Annotated in this window: 22 protein-coding genes; 1 reads left to right on the forward strand and 21 read right to left on the reverse strand. The window is 33.6% G+C overall.

The genetic code is table 11. The features are described 5' to 3' along the window. Positions 1-35: 35 nt before the first annotated feature. From neuC to Q0050_RS01665, 6 genes are all read right to left on the reverse strand, one after another. Positions 36-1157, reverse strand: a complete 1122-nt coding sequence (gene neuC / locus Q0050_RS01640; protein ID WP_298392005.1) for a UDP-N-acetylglucosamine 2-epimerase — start codon at positions 1155-1157, stop codon at positions 36-38. Continuing rightward, positions 1154-2143, reverse strand: a complete 990-nt coding sequence (locus Q0050_RS01645) for a glycosyltransferase (RefSeq protein ID WP_298392006.1) — start codon at positions 2141-2143, stop codon at positions 1154-1156. The genes neuC and Q0050_RS01645 overlap by 4 nt, the downstream gene beginning before the upstream one ends. A gap of 6 nt (positions 2144-2149) precedes the next feature. After that, a complete protein-coding gene (locus Q0050_RS01650; RefSeq protein WP_298392008.1) occupies positions 2150-3190 on the reverse strand; it encodes an N-acetylneuraminate synthase family protein in 1041 nt (346 codons plus the stop codon). Positions 3191-3380: 190 nt separating this feature from the next. Beyond that, entirely contained in the window at positions 3381-4046 is a 666-nt protein-coding gene (locus tag Q0050_RS01655; RefSeq protein ID WP_298392010.1) for an acylneuraminate cytidylyltransferase family protein, read from the reverse strand. Then, positions 4036-4941, reverse strand: coding sequence for a glycosyltransferase family 2 protein (locus Q0050_RS01660; protein ID WP_298392012.1), 906 nt, complete (start codon positions 4939-4941; stop codon positions 4036-4038). Before Q0050_RS01660 ends, Q0050_RS01655 begins: the two co-directional genes overlap by 11 nt. Before the next feature lie 9 nt (positions 4942-4950). Next, a complete protein-coding gene (locus tag Q0050_RS01665; protein ID WP_298392013.1) occupies positions 4951-6747 on the reverse strand; it encodes an ABC transporter ATP-binding protein in 1797 nt (598 codons plus the stop codon). A gap of 98 nt (positions 6748-6845) precedes the next feature. Between Q0050_RS01665 and Q0050_RS01670 the strand changes: the two genes are divergently transcribed. Continuing rightward, on the forward strand, positions 6846-7583 hold the full coding sequence (locus Q0050_RS01670; protein WP_298392015.1) for a CpsB/CapC family capsule biosynthesis tyrosine phosphatase: 738 nt from the start codon (positions 6846-6848) through the stop codon (positions 7581-7583). A 9-nt stretch (positions 7584-7592) separates the two neighbouring features. Here the strand turns inward: Q0050_RS01670 and Q0050_RS01675 are convergent, their stop codons facing one another. The 15 genes from Q0050_RS01675 to Q0050_RS01745 form a co-directional block, all read right to left on the reverse strand. After that, entirely contained in the window at positions 7593-9968 is a 2376-nt protein-coding gene (locus Q0050_RS01675; protein WP_298392017.1) for a polysaccharide biosynthesis tyrosine autokinase, read from the reverse strand. A gap of 5 nt (positions 9969-9973) precedes the next feature. Further along, positions 9974-10681: a polysaccharide biosynthesis/export family protein gene (locus Q0050_RS01680; protein ID WP_298392019.1), complete on the reverse strand. Its 708-nt coding sequence runs from the start codon at positions 10679-10681 to the stop codon at positions 9974-9976. A 56-nt stretch (positions 10682-10737) separates the two neighbouring features. Then, on the reverse strand, positions 10738-12735 hold the full coding sequence (locus Q0050_RS01685) for a polysaccharide biosynthesis protein (RefSeq protein WP_367277142.1): 1998 nt from the start codon (positions 12733-12735) through the stop codon (positions 10738-10740). Positions 12736-12790: 55 nt separating this feature from the next. Continuing rightward, positions 12791-13924 carry an aminotransferase class I/II-fold pyridoxal phosphate-dependent enzyme gene (locus Q0050_RS01690; RefSeq protein WP_298392021.1) on the reverse strand — a complete coding sequence of 378 codons (1134 nt, stop codon included), beginning with the start codon at positions 13922-13924 and terminating at the stop codon, positions 12791-12793. Then, entirely contained in the window at positions 13911-14567 is a 657-nt protein-coding gene (locus tag Q0050_RS01695) for an acetyltransferase (RefSeq protein ID WP_298392023.1), read from the reverse strand. Before Q0050_RS01695 ends, Q0050_RS01690 begins: the two co-directional genes overlap by 14 nt. Positions 14568-14585: 18 nt before the next feature. Then, on the reverse strand, positions 14586-15188 hold the full coding sequence (locus tag Q0050_RS01700) for a sugar transferase (RefSeq protein ID WP_298392025.1): 603 nt from the start codon (positions 15186-15188) through the stop codon (positions 14586-14588). Beyond that, a complete protein-coding gene (locus tag Q0050_RS01705; RefSeq protein WP_367277143.1) occupies positions 15181-16332 on the reverse strand; it encodes a glycosyltransferase family 4 protein in 1152 nt (383 codons plus the stop codon). The genes Q0050_RS01700 and Q0050_RS01705 overlap by 8 nt, the downstream gene beginning before the upstream one ends. 5 nt (positions 16333-16337) lie before the next feature. Next, complete coding sequence (locus tag Q0050_RS01710; RefSeq protein WP_298392027.1) at positions 16338-17210, reverse strand: glycosyltransferase family 2 protein; 873 nt, start codon at positions 17208-17210, stop codon at positions 16338-16340. Then, positions 17207-18322 carry a glycosyltransferase family 1 protein gene (locus Q0050_RS01715; protein WP_298392029.1) on the reverse strand — a complete coding sequence of 372 codons (1116 nt, stop codon included), beginning with the start codon at positions 18320-18322 and terminating at the stop codon, positions 17207-17209. The genes Q0050_RS01710 and Q0050_RS01715 overlap by 4 nt, the downstream gene beginning before the upstream one ends. 7 nt (positions 18323-18329) lie before the next feature. After that, positions 18330-19361, reverse strand: a complete 1032-nt coding sequence (locus Q0050_RS01720; RefSeq protein ID WP_298392031.1) for a glycosyltransferase — start codon at positions 19359-19361, stop codon at positions 18330-18332. Between the two features lie 16 nt (positions 19362-19377). Further along, positions 19378-20412 (reverse strand): EpsG family protein, encoded by a 1035-nt coding sequence (locus tag Q0050_RS01725; RefSeq protein ID WP_298392089.1) that lies wholly within the window; start codon positions 20410-20412, stop codon positions 19378-19380. Between the two features lie 72 nt (positions 20413-20484). Further along, on the reverse strand, positions 20485-21501 hold the full coding sequence (locus Q0050_RS01730) for a DUF6625 family protein (protein ID WP_298392033.1): 1017 nt from the start codon (positions 21499-21501) through the stop codon (positions 20485-20487). A 9-nt stretch (positions 21502-21510) separates the two neighbouring features. Beyond that, positions 21511-22062 (reverse strand): hypothetical protein, encoded by a 552-nt coding sequence (locus Q0050_RS01735; protein WP_298392035.1) that lies wholly within the window; start codon positions 22060-22062, stop codon positions 21511-21513. 2 nt (positions 22063-22064) lie between these two features. Beyond that, complete coding sequence (locus tag Q0050_RS01740) at positions 22065-23168, reverse strand: glycosyltransferase (RefSeq protein ID WP_298392037.1); 1104 nt, start codon at positions 23166-23168, stop codon at positions 22065-22067. After that, positions 23165-24259, reverse strand: a complete 1095-nt coding sequence (locus Q0050_RS01745) for a glycosyltransferase family 4 protein (protein ID WP_298392039.1) — start codon at positions 24257-24259, stop codon at positions 23165-23167. The genes Q0050_RS01740 and Q0050_RS01745 overlap by 4 nt, the downstream gene beginning before the upstream one ends. Positions 24260-24278: the final 19 nt, after the last annotated feature.

Consider the following 24278-nt stretch of genomic DNA (forward strand, 5'->3'; position numbering starts at 1 on the left):
TTGCCAATCAATTTTATTCTTAATAGTTGAAATCATTACAGTTCCTTAAATTGCTTTTGGTGGTTGATGCTCCAAATATCACTATTTTTTAACGAATCTAAAAATAATTGAGCACTATTTCCTACACCAAAATCAGAATTACTTTTATGTACTTTTTGGTAAACAATTTGTTGCAGGGCATTTTTAATCGCTTCTTGCTCATAACCTACATTGATGATGGCAGCATGCAAAGCTCTATTTTGTTGGCGTGTTCCAATATTAATGATAGGAATACCATAATAAGGTGCTTCTCTAATACCAGCACTACTGTTGCCAATAATGAATTTAGATTTCTTCAGCAACGTTAGAAAATATTCAAATCTCAACGAAGGAAACACTCTAAAACGGGTGTTGTTTCCAAGTTTTTTATAATTATCAATAATAAATTGACTTCCTAAATCATTGTTGGGATATATAACAACATAATTAGTGTTATCTTCTAACAAAGCGGCTACAAAATTGGAAGCGTATTGGTTCATTTCGGCGGCTTCAGTGGTAACCGGATGAAACATTACCACAGCATACTCCTCAAACGGAATTTCATAGTAGTCTTTAACTTGCTCTAAATCGGGCAAAGTATCCGAAAACATAATATCAATATCGGGTGAACCAATGGTATAAATAGAAGAAGTCATTTCACCCATTTGAATCAATCGTTTAGCAGCATCATCATTAGAAACAAAATGAATGTGACTCAATTTAGAAACACTATGACGAATCAATTCATCAACCGTTCCCGACAATTCGCCACCTTCAATATGGGCAACCAAGATATTATTCAACGAACCTACAATCGCTCCAGCAAGGGTTTCTACTCGATCGCCGTGAACCACAATCATATCGGGAGCAACCTCTTTACAATAAACCGATAAGCCTTCAATGGTTTTAGCCAAAGTCAAATCCATTGTGGTTTCGTGGGTGTGATTTTCAAACGTATGAACGTTGGTATAGTTACAACGCTCAATTTCAATAAGCGTATAACCATACTCCTTTTGCAAATGCATCCCGGTGACAAAGACAAATACTTCAAATTCCTCTTGCGATTCAAGAGTAGAAATAAGTGATTTGATTTTACCAAAATCGGCTCGTGTTCCTGTAAGAAATAGGATTTTTTTCATTTATTTGAATAAAACAACTTGAAGATTTTTTTAACTATCCGCTTCTTAATTTTATAGTACACGGTTTCATAATTCTTGATTTCAGTACCACTATAATGTCGGTCAATGCTTTCAGTATTGGTATTTGTTACCATATTTTCTTTCTGAACTTTTAACATCCAATCTTCAACAGTGTTGCCCATATGATACGCAAAATTAGTATAGGTAGCTAAACGCATTTTATTTGACAAATCTATCGGTAAATCGATATAACGGTATTCCGACAAATTTCCAACTAGAGTTAAAGAGGGTTCTATCGGAACATAACTAAATAATAATTCTCTTTTTATCGTTAAAATTTGATGTGAACTTCCTAAAATAGCTTTTTTATTGCCATAACTAACAACAGGCCATTTAAGATTTTCATCTTCCTCTTTTTCCCAATTAATACTTTCTAAAAATCTATTATGTGATTCGAAATTTTCTTTAATTACCTCGTAGTTAAATTTAACTTTCTTTAAAATAATTTTTGATAAAGATGAAAATGTTGCATAACTATGAGCTGCCCGAACTGAAATTGGCGAGACAGAACCAACGTTGGGAATAGTATGAAATAATGCTTCAACTTCTTCTTGCCAACCTGTAGTAAATAATATATCTATATCGGACAAAGTCACAAACGCTTCGCGAGCCATTCTTGCAGCGCCAATCATAGCGTCCATTTTTCCTATATTCTCTTTGTGATGAATAACGCAATTCACTTCATTTGATTCATACAAAGTATTTATATAATCGGTCACTTCTTTACAACTTCCATTGTTTACTAATGTTAATTCACATGCAGAATTTTTAGTAGCATTGGCAGAAGCGACACACAATTTAAAAACTTCAAATACGTTGGCATAATAACCTTCTAAACTAGGAATGTAGGCAACGATAACAATTCGATGATTGGATTTTAACTCAATTCGTTTGCCCTGTTTTTGGGGATTCATTCCTACTCTCATACTAATTTAATTAAAATCTTTAAAAGTTAATTGCTCATCATTTTCAATATCGCGAGTGGCTGTTTTACCGAGTAAATCATTAAAATGCTCGGCTAGAATCTTTCCTGTTCCTGGTCGTTTTACCCAAATATTGTCTTTGGTCAATACCTCACCTTTCTTAATGGCAGCAATCGAACAAACGGTGGCAAAAGCAAAATCAATAGTAACTTGCTCTTCCTTTGCAGGTTCTTTGGTGCCACCACGCATTTGCCACATCTCATTAGAATACACAATCAATTCAGAGGTGGTTTGTTCATCCATACTGCACACAATATCTGGACCAGTTCGCTGCATATGATCGGTAAAATGACGCTCCAAAATACTGGCGCCAAGTGCTACAGCACCCAAACAAGCGGTATTATTTAAAGTGTGATCCGACAACCCAAATACTTTATCTGGAAAGGCTTGATGCAATTGTGTCATAGCACCAAAACGCACCAAATGAATTGGAGTGGGATACAAATTGGTGGTGTGCAACAAGGCAACAGGAATTTGATGCTTATCAAAAATAGCTACCGCTTTGGCTACACTTTCAATGGTATTCATTCCGGTACTTAATATTACAGGCTTGCCAAAAGAACAAAGATGCTCCAACAACGGATAATTATTACATTCACCCGAACCTATTTTATAAGCTGGAATATCAAACTTTCTCAAACGGTCAGCTGCAGCTCTTGAAAAAGGCGTCGAAATAAAAATCATACCTTTACTTTCAACATAGTTTTTCAACTCCAATTCATCGGCTTCGCTCAAAGCACAACGTTCCATAATTTCATATATAGAAACATCAGCATTGCCTGGTATCACTTTTTTGGCCGCACCACTCATTTCATCTTCAACAATGTGCGTTTGATGTTTTACCACTTCAACGCCAGCACGATGAGCAGCATCAACCATTGCTTTAGCTACTTCAAGCGATCCTTCGTGATTGATTCCGATTTCAGCAATTACTAAAGGCGGATAATCCGGACCTATTTTTCTTCCTGCGATTTCTATGTATGGGTTCATCGTATAATTCTAATTTTAAAAAATGGGTTTAAACAATTACGGTTACGCACTCTTAAATGGGATACCTACCGTTTGTAAATGCAATAATATAAGTTTTTTCTGGTTTTACTATAGCTATACTTCTAAAAAAATCCTTTTTTGCATCAGGAAAAGCAACTACTTCTATTTGATAGCGATCATTTAAAGGCTACTACTTCCGATGCATAATGTATTCTGCATACTCAAAATCTTCTTTGGTATCAATATCTACAGTCGCAACTACATCATTTACTAAAAAGGGATAAGCCGTTGCTGAAATAATTGAACCTTCCAATATCGTTGTTGCTTTAGTAATATAAAGCAAACCGTTTTCAAAATAAAGCGGTTCTAAATCTTGACTGCGTTGCCCTAATTCATAATTGAAAGGAACAAATTGATTGTTTGCAATTTTTCCCAATTTATGATGATTTTGCGTCACAGTAAACAAACTATCTAAATGACGCTCAAGATACACTTGAAAACATTGCGACAACAAGTCAACAGGTCGCAACGGATTAGTAGGCTGCAGCAAAACTACAGTATCTACAACTTCATCAATCGTTTTTAACACATGTTGTAACGAAGACAAAGTCGGTTCAAAATCGCCAGAAAGTGCCGCAGGTCGATCAATAACCTTCGCTCCAAAAGCTAAAGCAACTTCTTTGATAGCAGCATCATCCGTAGAAACGTAGACTTCATCAATTATTGTCGGATTAGATTGTGCGTAACGGATACTATGTACCAACAACGGAATTCCTCCTAGAGAAAGAACGTTCTTTCCAGGCAATCTTTTGGAGCCACCTCGAGCCGGAATTATAGCTATTGTTTTACTGTTCATCTTCGGGTTTCCAATAAATTCGGATGTGTTTTAGTTGGTTGAATGCTTTATATTCTGCAGCCGTCAATCGATTACTTTGCTTCAGCAATTTAGGAAAATTTACCAATACATCAAAAAGGGCTTGAAGAATTCCTAAAGTAGCTTTGCCATCACCTGCGAAAGTCTTGCTTTTTAGTTGCATCCAAAGCGTATAGGTCAATCGATTGGGTATAATCGACCAAGGATAAAACATAAAATACAAATACCAACCGGAACGAAAACTGCGACGTTGCCTAATTTGATAATCGGCATTATTCCTTCTAGCCAAAACATCTACTCGATGGTGCACCAAAACGGTAGGCAAATAATGAATTTCTATTTGCTTCTTAAACAATTGGTAAGCTGCAAAGTCTTCTTCACCATAAAAAATAAACCATTCAGGATAAGGCGGAATAGCCTTCCAAGCGGTCATTCTCCAAACGTGTCCGCATCCGACAAAACCTCGAACGCGCTCCGCTTGCAAAGAAGTAGAAGTACTTGATGGTGCCTTTTTTCCCCAAAAAATCCTAAAACTAAGTAAACCGCAACTAGTATTTTCTTCAAAATACTGCGCAATAGCTTCTAAAGGATTCTCGGATAAAAAATGAGCATCGTCATCTAAGGAAATAGCATAAGTAGCTTGGGTAGCAGCTAACAAACGATTTCTACTATAAATTAATCCTCTAGAAACTTCGTTACGAAGCAAAATAATTTTAGGATAATGTGTTTTGATGTAGTCAAAAGTGCCATCCGTAGAACCGTCATCACAAAGCAAACATTCTAAATCAGCGCGTTCAAGCAAACCTTGAATAGCAGTTAAGGTAAAAATTAAATCTTCTAATCGGTTTTTGGTGGTAATTAGTATAGAAAATTTCATCGACTTAGATTATAATTCTTGTAAGGCCACCATCTTTGAGAAAGTAGGCGAACTTACCAATAATTCAGAATAACTTCCTTGACTTTCAATAGAACCATTGTTAATCAGCACAATGGTATCAGCATTCTTGATGGTAGACAAGCGGTGCGCAATAACAATAATGGTAATTTTCCCTTTTAAATTATCGACACTATCTTGAATGAACTTTTCGGTTTGTGAATCTAACGCTGAAGTGGCTTCATCTAATAATAATATTTCGATATCTTTATACAATTCTCTGGCAATCGAAAGTCGTTGTCTTTGTCCACCAGACATAACCACACCATTATCACCCAAAGCAACATCTTCTTTCAACACTGATTTTTCTACAAACTCCGTCAAATCTACTTGTTCAATAACTTCATAAAACCGTTTTAAATTGGCTTCATTTTTAGGCGCCCAAAAGGTAATATTATTAAAAAGTGTGTCATTAAAGACCACAGTTTCTTGTGAAATAAATCCAATTTTACTTCTAAAAGAATCTAAAGAATAAGCCTTCATATTTTTAGAATCTATACGAACTTCACCAGTGGTTGGCGACAATAAACCACAAAGAATATTGACTAAGGTGGTTTTTCCAGAACCACTTTTTCCAACAAATGCTAGCGTTTTGTTTTTCGGAATCGTTAGCGAAACATCCGTTATAATTTTAGCATTTTCGTTATATTGAAAAGAGATAGCATCCAATTGAATATGGTGTTCAAATCCTTCAAAAGGAAGACCACCTTGCGCCTCACGTTCACTTTTAAGTTCAGAAATGAATTTTTCATAATGCACCACCGAACCAACATATTTCAAAAAAGCGGTCCAACTTTGTTGCACACTCATCAAACTACCAAAAGCTCGGTAAAAAAACAGCAAAATCACTACGATAGCACCAAAAGTGCCACCCAAAACGTTCACCTGAATATAAATAGCTATGATGAGAAAAATGACAATTATTGGTTCACGAAACGACATCACTTTGGCCGAAGTCTTTCCTAAAACAATCACATCTTTTTCAATAGTATCAACAGTCGTATTGATTTTATTGAGGTAACTTTTCATCAGCGAAGTCGACTTCAAGTATTTGAAATTAGTAACTTGCTGTAAAACCAAACCTGATAACTTGTGATTTTCACTAGTGATGGAATAAGATAAAGCTTCAGAACTTTTGTATAACGACTTAAATAGAAATCGAGACAACCAACCGCCGACGATTACAATTAAGGTAAACTTGGGATTCGTTAAGAAAGACAATCCAATATATACCAATACAAAAATGACATTCTGAATCACGGAAATATACTGCGAAAAAGCATTATTAATACTCAATATCTCAGAGGTGACACTATTTTGAATAGTACCAAAATTAAGTGTAACAAACTTGGAATATTTTAAATCAGAAAGAGACGAAAGAAGATTATTTCTAATTTTCTTATTAAAATAGGATGTGGCAATGACTCTGTAAAAAATATCAAAATAACGAAAAGCAGCTTTCAATAAAAAGAAAAACAGCATTATCACCAAAACAGAATTTACAGTCGGACTTAAATTAAAAAACTGAAAGAATTTAAGAAAAACACCACTACTTTCGGAAGGTGTTGAAGTTTGTTCGCCCGAGGCAATTTGAAACAACGGAATGAACATCGTCAAACTCAATGCATCTACAAAACTATATAAAACGCTAATAGCTAGTATAAAAAAAAGTCTAATTCGAAGTACACTGTAAAAAAAGTACAGGTAATGAAAATTAGATTTTAAAGATTTTATAAGTAATTGCTTCAACGTGCTGGCGATATTTGTAAAGGTCAAATTTAGAAAACAAAATCTACATATGTATTTTAAATATTATTTATTTTGAATTACTTTTACAAAAAAACGCCGTGCTTTTCTTTACCAAAAAATCGTCCTACCTCAAAGACCTAATTCCTAGCAATTACACCGACATTCATTCCCATTTACTTCCCGGAATTGATGATGGTGCCACCGATAGCGACCATTCCATAACTTTAATCACGGAACTAAAAAATTTAGGGTTTAGTAATTTTATTACCACACCACACGTGATGGAACACGTTTGGGAAAATACTAAAGAAAAAATTGAAAGCACACTTCTTACAACACAAAAGAGCTTGACTGCTAACGGCATCAACAATTCCTTCAAAGCGGCAGCCGAATACATGCTGGATGAAAAATTCAGAAAACTGTTTCAAGAAGAACAACTGCTAACTTTAAAGGACAATTATGTACTTGTGGAAATGTCGTATTTGAGCGCACCATTACAATTGTACAACATCATTTTTGATTTGCAAGTAGCTGGCTACAAACCCATCCTAGCGCATCCAGAACGTTATAATTTTTACCATTCAAACACTAAAGAGTACACCAAATTAAAGCACGCCGGCTGTTTGTTTCAAATGAATTTGTTATCAGCAGTAGGATATTACGGTCCGATGGTAGCAAAAACTGCTGATTATTTACTAAAAAACAACTTAATCAATTTTGTCGGTTCCGATGTACACCACCTAAAACACATCGAATCTTTTGATAAAAAAATTGTTCTAAAAAACACCGATGCATTCAAAGATGTTTTTCAGAACAATAATTTTTTTACTCCTTAATACAGGAATTTATTTTTTAGTAAAGAAAGATTTAATTTTGTCTAATAAAGAAGGTTCTTCTTCCTCAACGCCATAGCCGTAGCCATAGCCGTAGCCGTAGCCATAGCCGTAACCATAAGTTTTCTTTGCTTCAGTATCGTTAAGAATAATTGACATATTAGGCAATTTATTTTCTTTGTATAAGTTCTCAGCAAACTTCAACATACGTTTATCTAGATAATTGGCACGCATCACGTAGATAAAAGAATCAGCATTTTTTGCAATTAATATAGTATCGGTAACCACGCTAACTGGAGCAGTATCTACCACGATATAATCATATTGTGTTTTTAATTCGTTAAACATTTGCGTCAACTTATCATTCATTAACAATTCAACTGGATTTGGTGGAATGATGCCTGACGGTAAGGCAAAGAAATTACTAAAATCTTTTAATTTTATAATATAATCATTAATGTCGTCATTGGGTTTTGACAGATAATTGGTCAAGCCATTAGGAGGTAAATCGATGTACTGATCTAATTTCGGATTTCTAATATCTAAACCAATAATTAATACTTTCTTTCCAGATAAGGCAATGGTAGTGGCAAGATTAATAGCGCAAAAAGTCTTCCCTTCTCTTGGCAAAGAAGAAGTTACAAAAATAGTTTTACAAACACCTTCAGGAACGTGCGCTAGCATAAACTCTAAATTGGTTCGTATCATTCTAATAGCTTCCGCAGAACTAGAACGACTGTTAGATTGTATGATTTGCTCATTAGTTTCCGACCTAGGTATATCACCTAAAAACGGAATAGAAACCTTACCTTCAACATCTTGACGGTATTTAATTTTAGTATCGAAGAAGTTAATTAGAAACAAAATACCAAAAGGAATGAGTAACCCTAGAATAATGGCTGCAAAATAAAACACTGGCTTTTTTAAAGATATTGGTCCAGTTAAATAGGCATTATCAATGATTTTAGCTTTAGCAGAAGTTACGGCTAATGAAATTTCGGTCTCTTCTCGTTTTTGCAAAAGATACAAATACAACGACTGTTTAATATTTTGCTGTCTTGCTATTTCGTTAAAATTACGCTCGTTTGTAGGAACATTATACACTTTTCCAGTATATAGAGAACGCTGTCTGATTAAATCGCGCTTTTGAATAACGATATCATTCTTTTTACTTATCAAACTCTGAACGATATTGTCGCGTAACTCAGTTATCTTTAAATCAATATTTTTGATTTTAGGATTGGCTTCAGTGGCACTTTTCAGCAACCTTCTTTTATCTAATACTAGGGCATTATACTCATTGATATAATTAGAAGAGGTTTCTGTGGCTGTAACCACATTGGTCGGAAGCAATTCGTCTTTTTTGGTTCGTTTTATTTCATCAAGCAGAAAATCTCGTACTTTGGCATCGGTCTCTAGAGCTAAAATAGATTTGTTATAATCAACAGCACCTTCAATACTCAATCCGGCATCAGATTCTAAACTTACGATACCTTTATCTTTCTTAAATTGTTCCGCCTGACTTTCAACGCCGCCCAATTCTTTGGTAATAATACCTAATCGATTATTAATAAACTCTTTAGTAAACTCAGCAACTTGATTTCTATCTCTAACAGCATCTTCGTTATATTGCGCTACTAAGGCATTTAAAAAATCAACGCCTCGCTCCGGAATTTCATCGGTAATGCCTAAGTTAATCACATTGGTTTTATCTACAGCATACACCGATAATTTACCTCTAAAACTATTAGCTTTTCCTTCCAAAGTGGACTTGGTAACAATAATATCTACAATACTCTCAGGCATCGGAAAACTAACCAACTTCACTATAAAAGTACCTAGCTTTGACGGTATCTTTTGACCAAAACTATAACGCTTCGGATTCTTTTTCTCAGCATCTAGTAGCTCAAATTGTTTGTTGGAAATTACTCTTATAACAAAACTTAAATAGTTTTCATTATAGTCTTCTTTTTTATCGACAAACACAACTTGGACAGGAGAGCTCTTGTATAATTCTTTATAAACTACTCTTCCCTCACTGAAATAAGACAAGTCTAAATCCATCTTTTTTACAACATCTTGAGCAAGCTGTCGTGATTTTAAAATAAAAATTTCATTATCAACATTATTTTTACCCGAAAAAATATTCAAATCACTGAAAGCTGAAAACTCGCTAGTACCACCTTTTTTTTCATCCTTGATTAAGATAGAAGAAGCAGCACCATACTCTACAACATAATACCTAAGATAAACAAAAGTAATACAAAGGAATAAAAGGATACTTGCAGCAAACCATTTCCAGTATTGAAGATAACCGAAGATTTGATCCTTCAAAGTAACTTCATTCTGCAAATCTGCATTCGATTCTTGAGATAATAAGTTTTGCATAAGGATTATTTAGTTACTAGTAAAGTTACAGTAAGCAAGAAACTTAAAACTGAGACGTATAAAGGTAAATTAGGCAAGGCAGTGGCATCGATTTTGGCTTTTCTTTGTTCCACATAAACCAAATCATTTTGATCCAAATAGTAAAATGGAGAGTTTACAAAATCAGCTTTAGTAATATCAACCCTGTTAAAGGTCTTTAAGCCTTGAATATCCCTTACAATAAGAATGTTATAGCGTTTACCAAAAGCTGTTAAATCTCCAGAGCCACCAATAGCATCAAATAATGTTACTCGGTGGTTGAGAAAGGTCTTCATTCCCGGCTGTAATACATCACCTAAAACAGTGACCTTAAAATTTAATATCCTGATATTAATAACAGGATCAACTAATTGACTAGCCAATTTTTGTTTCAACATATTCTTCAACTCTTTAATAGAATAACCAGCAACTTGAATACTTCCTACAACCGGAAAATCAATTTTCCCTTCATTGTCTACTAAATAACTTGGAGTATTAAAAGGAACAGCAGCATCGGGTTCTAATGTAGATACTACTATCGATAACAAATCATCATTTTGTATAATGGGATCGTAATTAGAAGAAACCGTCCCGAAATCTTGTGCGCCTTGCAGGTAAACAAATTTCTTTTTTGAAACACACGAAGAAAAAAGGAAAACAAATACAATTGTAAAATACAAAAAGTAGTTTTTCATTGATATTAAAATAATAAATTGGAGACAAAGATATTAAAATCGTTGGAACTTAAGCATTATTTCGTGTAAACATAAGAATCCTTAACTTCAATATCTAAAGTTTGAAAAACAGAATTCATACTTTTATATTCAGGAACCATAGTTTTCATTTTAGTAGCAATCATTTCAGAATTACCCGTTAGCGAAATCCCTATTAATTCTTCAACTTGTTTGCACACTACTTCAAATTCATCGCAAACCTCAACCGCAATGGTAATTTTTTCGTGGTGAGTGGTTAAATTTTGAGCGGAATCGTTTAGTAATTCTTCATACAATTTTTCACCAGGACGCAAACCAACAATCTTGATTTTGATTTCTTTATCAGGCTGATAACCTGCCAAACGAATCATTTTTTTGGCCAAATCAATAATCTTAACAGGTTTACCCATATCAAAAATATAAATCTCACCGCCATTACCCATCGAGCAAGCTTCAAGAACAAGCTGACAAGCCTCAGGAATCGTCATAAAATAACGAATAATCTCTGGATGTGTGATGGTGATTGGTCCACCTTCTTGAATTTGTTTAGTAAACAACGGCACCACCGAACCATTAGAACCTAGTACATTTCCAAATCGAGTAGTGATGAATTTAGTATAAGTATCGGTATTGTTTTTAAAATGTTTAAAATGCTTCGATTGAACATACATCTCTGCAATGCGTTTGCTCGCACCCATAATACTACTTGGGTTCACTGCTTTGTCTGTTGAAATCATTACAAAACGCTCCACGTTATACTTATTAGACAAATCAGCAACATTTTTGGTACCAAGAACATTCGTAAAAACCGCTTGAGAAGGGTTGTCTTCCATCATCGGCACGTGCTTATAAGCCGCCGCATGATAAACCACATCAGGTTGAAATTCTTGAAAGTGCTTTTCTAAAACATTATAATCACGAACATCAGCAATAATATTGAAAACCTCAACCGACAAACCTAATCCTAAAATTTCTAGTGATAAAGAATGAAGTGGTGTTTCGGCTTGATCCAATAAAACAATTTTTTTCGGACCAAAATGCAAGACCTGCCTAACAATCTCACTACCAATCGAACCTGCCGCACCGGTTACCAAAATCGATTTTCCTCGAAGCTTTGACGATATCGCATCGGTATCCAAAATAATAGGCTTGCGTTCTAGCAAATCCTGTATTTCAAAACTCTTAATGTTTTTAGAGATTTCTTGCTGGTCATCCCAATCTGAAACTACTGGCAAAGTATAAACTTTAAAGCCATACTCAATACATTCATCTACAATAGACAAACGCTCTTCTTTAGATAAACTCTTATCGGCAATAATCAAGGCTTCTACTTTTTTAGCTCGCATCAAGACAGGAATACTTTTCTTAATCTGAAAAATAGGTAAATTTAAGATACGTTTAGTAGAATTTTGATTGTTCTTATCAATAAATCCCTGCAGATTAAACCGTCCAGGCGTTTCCGATTTTAAGGCATTGGCTACCGCAGTAGCATTAGCATCCGAACCATAAATGATAGCGGATAGCTTCTTATCAGTATTCGACGAGATAAACAACAATTCAAACGTTTGCTTTACTACCATTCTGAAAACAAACAGAAAACTAAAGGACAAAACGGCATTGATAAACGCTCCTGTATTTAAAAATATTTTCTGCTTTCCTAATAAAATAACCGCAAAATTCACTAAAAGAATAACAACAAAAGTCGAAAACTGTGAAAAAAACAATTTTAAAGCATCAATAAAGGAGGAATGCCTGATGATGCCGGAATAGGTTCGATAAATCCAAAAGAAAAAAACATTAATAAACAAATACAAAGTACAACCCAATCCAAGATGCTGCTTTGGGATATAGTCTAATTTAACGCCTTGAAATAAAAAATAAGTAACAACACCCGATACTAATACAGTAAAAATATCCAACAATAGGATAACCCATCGTGGCAAATAGCTTAGGTTTTTAAAGCTAAATCCAGTATTGATGTCTGAAAAAGCCTTAAAAAAAACGCTGAAAAATTTAGTAAAGGTAGTGTTACTCAATTAAAATACTTTTTAATAATGGTAAATGTAAGAAAAAAAAGTTCTTAAAAAAATCTTAAAAAATATTTATTGCATTTTTTATGCGTTCGCGTTCTTCATCGGTTAAATTCGAACCGGAAGGCAAACAAAGTCCATTAGTAAACAAATCTTCTGAGACGGTGCCTCCATAATACGGCGCATCTTTAAAAACAGGCTGCAAATGCATTGGTTTCCACAAAGGACGACTTTCAATATGCTCAGATTCAAGTAATAATCGTAAGTCTTCACGGGTTTTTCCGCCGTTCAAACTAGGATTAATCGTTATAGCCGACAGCCAATGATTAGAAAAATAATCGGAAGTAGGTTCTGCGAAAACAGTAACGGCATCATTGTTACTAAAAATAGATTCATAAAACGAATGCATACTGCGTCGCTGCGCCACGTGATGGTCCAAAACCTCCATTTGTCCACGTCCGATTCCTGCACAAATATTACTCATCCTATAATTATAACCAATCTCACTGTGCTGATAATGAGGCGCATTATCTCTAGCTTGGGTAGCTAGAAAAATAGCTTTATTTTTTAAGTCAATAGTTTTAGTAACTATAGCGCCACCGCCAGAAGTAGTAATAATCTTATTACCATTAAAAGACAACACTCCAACATCGCCAAAAGTACCACAACGCTGACCTTTAAAAGTACTACCTAAAGCCTCAGCACTATCTTCTAGAATCGGAATTTCATAATAATCAGCAATACTTCTAATAGCTTCCACTTTATAAGGCATTCCATATAAATGAACAGCAATAATAGCTCTGGGTTTCTTTCCTTTTGAAATCCGGTCTTTGATGGCTTCTTCTAGAGCAACCGGACAAATATTCCAAGTCTCAGGTTCACTATCAATAAAAACAGGTGTTGCTCCTTGGTATACAATTGGATTTGCCGAGGCCGAAAAAGTCATACTTTGACAAAGCACTTCATCGCCGGCTTGAACACCCAACAAAACCAAACCTAGATGCAAGGCTGCAGTACCAGAACTCAGAGCGCCAACAAACGAATTAGAACCTAAATAGTGTTCTAAATCTTGCTCAAAACCGGTGACATTCGGACCTAATGGCGCAACCCAATTAGTAGCAAAAGCTTCGTTTACATAGTCCAACTCGGTGCCGCCCATATGAGGCGAGGATAACCATATTTTAGTTGCATTCATCATTATGAAATTTAATAGGTTTTGCAGGAATTCCAACTGCAGTACAATTTTCTGGTAAACTTTTTGAAACAACAGCGCCAGCTCCGACTATAGTTCCTGAACCAATAATTACTTGATTAATAATCTTCGCACCTGTTCCAACATAAACACTTTCTTTAATATGCACTTCTCCGGATATATTAACGGAAGGCATAAAGGATGAAAAATCATCAACAATAGTATCATGACCAATGGTACACATTAGATTTAATGTAACAAAACTTCCAATCACAATATTACAAGTGATTATGGTTCCGCTACAAATAATGCAACCTTTAGAAATAGTTACCTCATCGTCCGAAATTTGTACAGATGGATGAATTAGTGTAGGAAAATTTATTTTATCATTAGACAATTTAGCTATAATCTTACTTTTAGTAGTAGGGTCTCCAATGCCTAAAAGAACAGAAATTGCCTCAGAAATGGAGTTCAATTCTTGAAGATTTCCTAAAACAGGAAAATTATTTATCATAGTACCTTTTTCAATGCCATCATCATAATATCCAATAAAATTATAGGTTTTTTCAACCTTATTTACTGCATCTATAATGGTTTTAACTTCACGTCCAAAACCTCCTGCTCCAATAATTACAACATTTTGCATATCTGTTTATTTTATTATTCAAATCCCTTGAAAGGGTTCTATTGTTGCCGAATCAGCAGCATTTATTCCATCACTTTTTATTACTTTTTGAATAGTTTTAAACAAAATTTTCAAGTCTAATAAAAAGGAAATACGATCTACATACCAAACATCTAATTCAAATTTTTTATCCCATGAAATGGCATTTCTTCCATTAATTTGTGCCCATCCTGTAATACCTGGCTTTACCTCATGCCTTCTGTTTTGAAAATCACTGTATAAATGAAGGTAAGTGGTTAGTAATGGTCTAGGACCTACTATACTCATATCGCCAATAACAACATTTAACAATTGTGGAATTTCATCTAAAGATGTTTTTCTAACAAAACTTCCTACTTTGGTCAAACGATCTGAATCTGGAAGTAAATTACCTTCGGTATCTTTCCTATCATTCATGGTTTTAAACTTGATGATTTTGAAAATTTTTCCTCCTTTACCCGGACGCAATTGAAAAAAAAACGGCTTACCATCGTTTGCAAAAAACAGAAATACTGTTACAACAAGAAAAATTGGAAACAACAATATCAATCCAATCAAAGCAGAGATCATATCAAAAAAAGGCTTGAAAAGTTTTTTATACATTGTTTTCTAATCTTTTGTATTCTTGAAGTAAGTTATTCCAAACAAGTTCTTGTTGAAACCTCGAAACTATGTTAACTCTTGATTTTGATTGCAATTTTTGAAACAAATCTTTGTCATAATATAGCAAATGCATCGCGTCAAAAATAGCAATTTCATTTTTAATGGGAAGAATAATTCCGTTTTCGTTCGGAATAATTATTTCATTACTTCCCGAAATATCAGTAACAATACAAGGCAACTCCATCGCACCAGCTTGCAAAACCACATTCGGAAAGCCTTCTCTATAACTCGGAAAAACAAACACATCGGAAACAGCTAAATACGGACGAATATCGTCTTGAAAACCAACACTGATAATGGATTTATGGGTAGCAAGCAACTGTAAGGTCTCAGGAAGTAAAGGATCCAATTCGCTTTCAAACGGACCAACCAAAAGCAACTTTACAGCAGAATGCTGACTGGCTAATTTAGTAAATGCAGCTACCAATTCATTAATGCCTTTATCAGTAACCAAGCGTCCGACAAAAACAAAAACAAAATCGGTGGAAGCAATTCCTAAAGAAGTGCGCAGTTGTTCACAATCTTGAACAGAAACGGTAGTAGGATTAAAATAATCTAGATCAATACCATTGACATTGCCATTCGCAATTACTTGAAGTGGTTTTCGGGTAACCTTAAATGCCAACAAATCTTTTTTAACGCCTTCGCCTTCGGGAAAAATATGGGTAGCAAACCGGCAAAGTACTTTATCTAAAAACAACAACAAATGATGCAAAAAACCTTCTTTATGTGGAAACAACAATCCGGTAAAAGTGTGTATTCTAATGGGAACTCTAGCAAAATAAGCAGCGCACATAGACAGTAATCCGGCTTTAGGCGTAATCGAATGTACGATCAAAGGCTGCTCTTTTTTGAATAATAAATACAATCTTACCAGAGAAACAAAATCCTTAAAAGGTGAAATAGTGCGATACATAGGCACATCAACAGTTAAAACCTTTTCCCTATTTTTTACATTTTCTAAATGAACATCTTGACCAGAAACAGCAAGTACCTGATAATGGTCATTCAAAAAAGCCAATTGCCCTTTTAAAAGAATATCCAAAGAAACGGAAACGGTCGCGGTTCGAATTAGTTTTTTCAAAATAATTAGGTTCTAGTTTTATATCGAATCAAAGCATACAAAGCAATACCAAACGGCACAGCTAACAGGGTAAGCAGTTTTTCAGGACAATCTTTTAGAAAATTATAGCGTTTAAGAATAATACAACTAGATACGTAATGAATACATTCTATAAACTTACGCTTAGTAGATTTTGTGTATTGCATCGTAGTAATCCTATTATAAATAAAGCCTTTGGGATATTTTAAATACTGATAAAACATAGTATTACTTGAGCCAGTAATTTGGTAATCAACGGTAACCAGCACTTCATTAAGAGTGGCCATTTCATAATCTTTGTCAACAAATAAATATTTGGTACCTAAACCAACATAACGCTCGCCTTCAAAAATGGGATAATCAGGATAGCTCGTAATAACATCGGTGCGATAAACCAACTTTTTGTCTCCAGTACCGCCATTGATATAAAAATCTTCAAGTGTGGTATACTCGGTGGTGAATTTGGATCCGATTATAGCGCCCGATTCTAAGGCATCTAAACCAATAATACCAGCGTACTTTTTTTGATCGATACTTTTCCATTTTGTTAAAATCAATTCCACAGCATTCAGCCGCATATAATCGTCTGAATCAATACAAGTATTTAAAACAGTCTTGATAGCTTTATAAGCCGTATTGTGCGCTCCATGCATACCTTGATTCTCTTGATAGATATAAGTAATTGCAATTTTTTGTTCCAAAATCCAACCTGCTACAAGCGCTTTTGTGTCATCGGTCGAACCATCGTCAACTACCAACCACTCAAAATCCATATGGGTTTGGTTACATAAACTTTCATAAAGTCTAGGTAACAAATGCGCTCTGTTAAAAGCAGGAGTAAATACGGTTAACGTCTTCATGAGTGTTGTTGCAATAGTGCTAAATATTTTTCTTGTAGAAGGATAATATTCTTATTGATATCATATCCTTTATCAATAATTATTTGAGAAACATCTTGTTTTATAAACTTATTTTGAGAATGAATGGTTTGTGCCCAAACTAAAGCGGATTCTTTAAGAGAAATAACTTTTACATTATCATTCACAATAATAGATTCCTTTGGCACACCATCTGAAATGTAACATTTTACACCACTCGCCTGCGCTTCAACCAAAGAAACGGGCAAACCTTCAAACAAAGACGGAAATAAAAACACATCCATGCCTTGAAGCAATTCATTAACGTCGCTTCGCGAGCCTAAAAAAACAACTTTGTCAGCTATACCCAATTGTGCTGCCTTATTTTGAATTGGTGCCATCAAATCGCCGATGCCGATTAAAAACAACTTACGGTTGGCATCCAACTGAACTAATTCATAAAAGATACTTATTAAAAAATCGTGATTCTTCTGCACGTTGAAACGACCAACGTGAACAAAATTCTGTGTGGTGACAGCATCCAATTCTTCTCTAATTTTGTCACCTTTCTGAACATCATATGCAAACAAACTGCTATCAATCGCATTGGTCATCGTGAACGCTTTAGGTGCATTTTTTTTTCCAAAAAGCCACACGGCAGCTTCATAACCACAAGTAAAGTAAGTGTTGATATAAGGCATCATCTTTTTTTTGTAATAATACCTAAAAGGTGATTTTAAATTCCAACCATCAGTAGCATTATGACCGTGCGCAATTATTACTGGCGTACCTCTTTTTTGAGCTTCTTGATAAATATAAATACCCAATTCTGAACAATTGCCGTGAACAATCGGATAAGTATGTTGATCGAAAAATGCAGCAATTTGTTTTTTGTAATGTTTAATCTTTAACGGATTAAATGGTGGTAATCTATAAATTGTTCCGCCCAAAGCAATAATCTCAGCTTCATAAGCGCCTACTTCATCACGATGAACAATAAAATCAAACTGAAATCGGGTTCGATCCAATTTTCGATAATAATTCATCACGTTAGTTTCAGCACCACCGCGATTGAGTATCGTAAAAAGTTGTAGAATTCGTATTGGTTGCTCCATAACTCAATTACTTTTTTATGATTTTTTTGATGGCATACAACATAAAAATCAAAGGATATACCAATTTATTTTTTGCGAAAAAAAAGAACAACTTCCAATGTGTTGGAAAATACTTTAATGATAAGTTTTTATAAGCTTGATCAAAAACTGGAGAGAAAAGAATATTTTTAATATTTCTATATTTGTTAAAAAGACTATCATTTTTATATATTTCATTTAAGCCCAATCCAATCACACTCAAAACAATTCTGTTATTAAAAGCTTTTTGAAACTCCACTCCTTTATTTTTATCAATCAAATCAGCTTCTATAAGATCAAAAAGATAATTTGTTTTTTGAAGCATACCTGATTTATGATTTGAAGTAATAGAGTCACTATTAAACTTTCGATAATGGTAAAACGGCTGATTTATGATAAATACGCTTTTACAATAATTTAAGTAATCCCAATTGAAATAACCATCCTCCCACGCTCCGATTTCCGACATTTTTTTAAAAACAATGGAATGCTCCTTTATTATACTTGATTTGAATATTTTCCCCCAAACAGTTGCAAATGTTTCAAAATGACTTGGATCACTCAATTCTTCATTGATCAATCCAGTAAGCCTCCTTTGAAAAAAATCAGCATCGTAGCTACCATTCAATAATAAATCTCGTACTACTTTACTAGTAGGATATTCTTTGATAAAAGAAAAGCAAACCAAGTCATAACTAGACAAAGATTGAAAAACGTTTTCAATGGTATCCAACTTCAACCAATCATCACCATCGACAAACATTAGATAATCACCTGTAATATAACAAAGACCAGTATTTCTAGATACAGAGACTCCTTGATTTTTTTGATCAATGACACGAATTCTTGAGTCCGATTTTTGATAATTATAACAAATATTCAAACTATCATCTGTGGAACCATCATTAACCAGAATGATTTCTAGAGAAGTGTAGGTTTGATTTAAGATACTATCCAAACATTGCTTCAAATACTTTGAAACATTATAAACAGGAACGACAACACTTATTAATGGACTCATAAATCATCAATCAAAGTTAGTAAATAAACACATTCATAATATAAGTAAAAGCAAAATAAGCTATAAGAATACGAACAATTACTTGATGTTGATTATTAAAAAACTTATTTTTAAGAAGCGGATAAATAATTATAACACCTAACATAAACCAAGATAGATAAGCTAATCTGTTGGAATAATTTGCACGAATTACTAATACCCAAAAGGCATTACAAACAAGATAAATATTTAATAATTGAAGATAAAGTTGATCTTTATAGTTCATTTTTATGACATAGTACCAACCTGCTAAAACACCAAAAGAGCTGTACAGTAAGAAATCCCACCGAAATCCAACTTTTAATTCTACACCTTCTGATGCTTGATTAAATTCTCCTAAATAACCCGATAAAGCTTGCTCTTCAACTATTCCGACACTCATAAAAAAATTTGTGAAAAAACCACCCATTACTAGTGATAACGGAATACATAATAACCAAAAATAAAAATAAGTCTTAGAATTATTATAAAACAAAGTTGCAATATAACCAAATAATGGTAGTAACATTGATTTGTGAACTAAGGTACTAGCAATCAAAATCAAAAGTGCAATAGACTTTTTATCCCTAGACAATCCAAATAAAAATAGACTGGTTGCTATTCCATTTCTGATACCATTTGTTCCATAAGTCCAAAAAGAAAAGGATATAACAAGTATAAAAAAATTATAAAACCAAAACTCTTTAAAAACTTTTTTTGAAAAATAATAAAGGGGAACTACATAAAAAAAAGCACACAGAAAAAAAAACACAAAGGCATTAGCTGTTTTTGCAATTCCGTACTTAAAATATTCAAATAGCGGATCTTTAGCTATCAAGAGAGGCGCACCATTAAAATACTGTTGAAATTGAATATTATAAATTATCATATCTCCAAACCTATAATTTATTGGTCTTAAGCCTATGTACAACAAAATAAATAGAAAAAATACAAATCCTAAACTTTTTTTTATAACTAAATTGTTTAAAGATTCTAATTTTAAACTCCCTTGAGCAACCACAATAAATAGCATTATCAATGTAAATTGATAAAACAAAAAAGTATAATATTCAACAAAGATAAAATTCACTATAATAATTTATTTTTAAGAATTTAACCATTTCAAAGCTAAATACCTATTTATTAGTAAGCTAAAAATCAAACCTTTTTTATAAAAAAATTCTCTTTTTATTTTGTTTATAGTATTCTTTTTTTCCTTTTCCTTTGTAAACTTATTAAATTCTTGTTGCTCATACTCAGTTTCTTTAGAACCAATTTCAGCGAAGTAAGTTGCAAAGCTATTTTTGTTGAAAGAAAAAAAACCTTTGTGTGATATTACAAAATCATTTGTTATTTTCTCCTCGCTGTTAATTTCACCTCTATTTTGAAGATGAAAGTACATAAACTCTTTTGTTTCATATTCTCCTTCAACTAATTTAAATTCATAAACACTGCTACCTACATAGGCTAAAAAAGATGGATATTCATAAACACCTGAACCAAGCCTATATTTAATAAAATTACTATTTACATTAGCACAGTATGATTTTTCAAAAAAAGAAAACCCGGATTCTTTGATTATAACATTCATCCCAACCTCATCAAAATTACATGGATAAGATGTTTTCTTTACATAATTTATATCAAAAAATTTAGGTATATGATTTAACTTTATAGTAAATGCATTATTAATCTTATCAGTGTTGCTATAAATAGAAAAATGACCATAGGTAAATGTTCGATCAAAATTTTGATAATTAGCATTTAGCAAATATTTATCTATATCACCAAAAATAATATCTATATCACAGTGTCCCCAAAAACTAAACTCACCTATATAATCTTTAAAAACTTTTCCAAAAGCAGGTCTATAATCACAAATTTTATAGGGATTCTCAAGATATATTGATTGACCCAAAGTTTTTTTGAACATTTTCGACAGATCTGCAAAGGAACAATAATTAACATTAAAATTTATTGGATAATTAAATTTTGTTTCATCGTCGGTAAACAATATAAAAGTGACAATCTTTGTTTTACTTGCAGAGATTAGAAACAAATTAAACCAAGATGGCAATTTACCGAAGTAAGGAATTATTATAGCAATATTGTTAGAATTCATAGATAAAAATTAAATTAACTTGGCTGGATTGCCAACGGCTACAGCATATTCTGGAACATCTTTAACCACCACAGCACCAGCGCCAATAATAGCATGATCACCAATGGTTACACCGCCAATGACAATACAACCAGCATGCAATTGAACATTATTTCCTATGATTGGTTTTTTACCTTCTTTTTCACCTAACGTAACCAAATGATTGACATAAACATCGGTACCAATAGAAGTAGCATTCAAAATAGTAGCATAAGGATGAGCCAATTGCAATCCTGCACCAATTTTAGTATGCACATCAATGGTAAATGAATCTTGTTTTGGATAAAAAATACGTAGTACTTTTGAAATTAACCCCGGTGTTCTGTAATAAAATAAGGTTCTAAAGTACTTACTCAACAACAATTCCTTAGTCAAATCATATAATTGAGTAATGGTACTAGATTTTATGGTTTTTCTAGCATATAAGTCACGTACAATGACTGCTTTGTTGGAAGACAACAAAAACAAGATTCCGTGCGGAATAAAAAACATCTGACCTATTAATAGAAATACCGTTCGCATCATTATTTAGCAAATATAGTAGTATTCCACAGATTCATCACTTTCGGAAGTAGATAATTTCGCGCAGTATCCACAGCGTGCTTTCCAAGCGTATTCAAAAGTTCAGGATTTACTGCAAGCGATTCCAATTGATGCACAAAGGCTTGCTCGTCACCGTAAGGAACCAAAAGGCCATCTTTTTCGTGATGAATTATGTTTCTTGGTCCGGTCGGACTATCATAAGATACTACGGGAACGCCAACCGAATTAGCCTCCAAAATAACCATCGGAAAACACTCTTGAACCGAAGTCAGCAACAACACTTTCGCCTGTTCCAAAACTCCAGAAACATCTTGAGTTTGACCTTTGAAAAGAACTACATTTTCCAATCGTAATTCTTGTACCAAAGACAAAATCTTTTGATAATAATCGTTACCAATCGCACCATACAAATGCAACTGCCAATCAGGTTGCTTTTGATGAAATTGCGACCAAATACTAACCATAACTTCCAACTGCTTTACCGCAGCAAAACGAACAATCGCAACAGCAACATTAGGTCTAGTCGACAATAAGGAAGACGACACAACCGCATCGGTAGCTATCGGATTCGGCAACACTACCGTATTTTTACTAAAATAATAACGCTGCTCTTCCTCACTGAGCACCGCTAAATAATCATATCGCGCTTCTACGAAAATCAGCAACTTATTTTTAAGACCAATATTAGTATCTGCATATTTCGTATAATGAAATTCTTTTATGGTCTTAGTCCTACCTTTAAACAAAAAAGGTAACACATAGGTAATCGGAATATGAGAAGCAACCAAAACAAAGTCGGGTTTTTGGGAAAAAAGATACTGTTGAATTTTTAAAACATTCTTAAGTAATTTCAATACATTACCAAAACTAAAATAGCTTTTACTGCGATCAAAATCTATAGCTAAATCTTGAAACACAACAGCTTTATCTAATTCATAAATCAAAGGCTTTCCTCCTTGTTCTGTACTTAAAATAGTAACGTTATAGCCAAAAACAGCACTCCAATAATTGGCTTTGATAGCAACCAATTTTTCAATGCCGCCGTGTGAATGCATTTGATCGACTAGGATAATTATTTTTTTCATCGCACTAAGGTTTTAAACAAGGTATCCCATTGCTGACAAATCGTTTCAGGTAAAAAACGCTTTACAGCTATTTTTGCTTTTTGTCCCATCTTAATCCGCAAAGCATCATTTTCAATCAACAGCAATAACTTTTCAGCTAGCAAATCAACGTCGCCATTTGACACTAAATACCCATCTTCACCATCGGCAATAATATCACTTGGACCATACGGACAATCAAACGACACACATGGAACTCCACATGCCATAGCTTCAATTAACACCATTCCGAAACCTTCATAACGAGATGACATTACATATATAGAAGATTCTAAATATTTGACTTCTATATTTTTTATTGGATCAAAAAATTGAACATTTAAAGAAATCCCTAAACAACTAGCTTGTAATTCTAATCCTTCTGATGGTTCTTTTTTCCCATAAATTTCTAGTTGCCAATCAGGTTGTTGCGCTATTACTTTTTGCCAAGCTTGCAATAATAAGTCATACCCTTTTTGATGACTTTGCTTACCGACTGCAATAACTTTTTTAGTAGTTAGAGTAGCAGATGCCTCTGGATAAAAAGACAATGGATTAGAAATTACTTCTAAATTCTGTAAAGGCCATTCTCTTTTATTTTCATTTGTAAGCACTACAAACTTATCATAGCGTTTTGCTAAAAGATTCATTAAAGTGAATTGAAACTTGGTACTAATGGTTTTCAAAAATCCTGCATCTTTACCAATCGAAATAGTTTTTGATACATGACGTTCATAAATCATTTTGGCTTTAGTTTTCAACAATAATGGAAGAAAAAAAGCTTTCAATCCATCATCACAAACTAAAACTATATCAGGATTAATTTGAGAAACCACTTTATTTAAACCAGAAACATATTTTTTGACATAAGAAATCGGATTACCAAAAACAGATATGCTTTGTAAATGTATCTTAGGGCTAAAATCGTAAAACAAATTTTGATGCGAATCATTCAAACAAACAATATGAACTTCATACCCCATTTTTTCAGCCAAATAACTTGCCTTGATTGACAGAACACGTTCTAATCCACCAGAGCCATTTAAGCCGTTTGTGATGTATAATAGTTTCATTATTAAAGTTTTAATAAAA

This window comes from Flavobacterium sp., from assembly GCF_027483985.1.
Taxonomy (GTDB): domain Bacteria; phylum Bacteroidota; class Bacteroidia; order Flavobacteriales; family Flavobacteriaceae; genus Flavobacterium.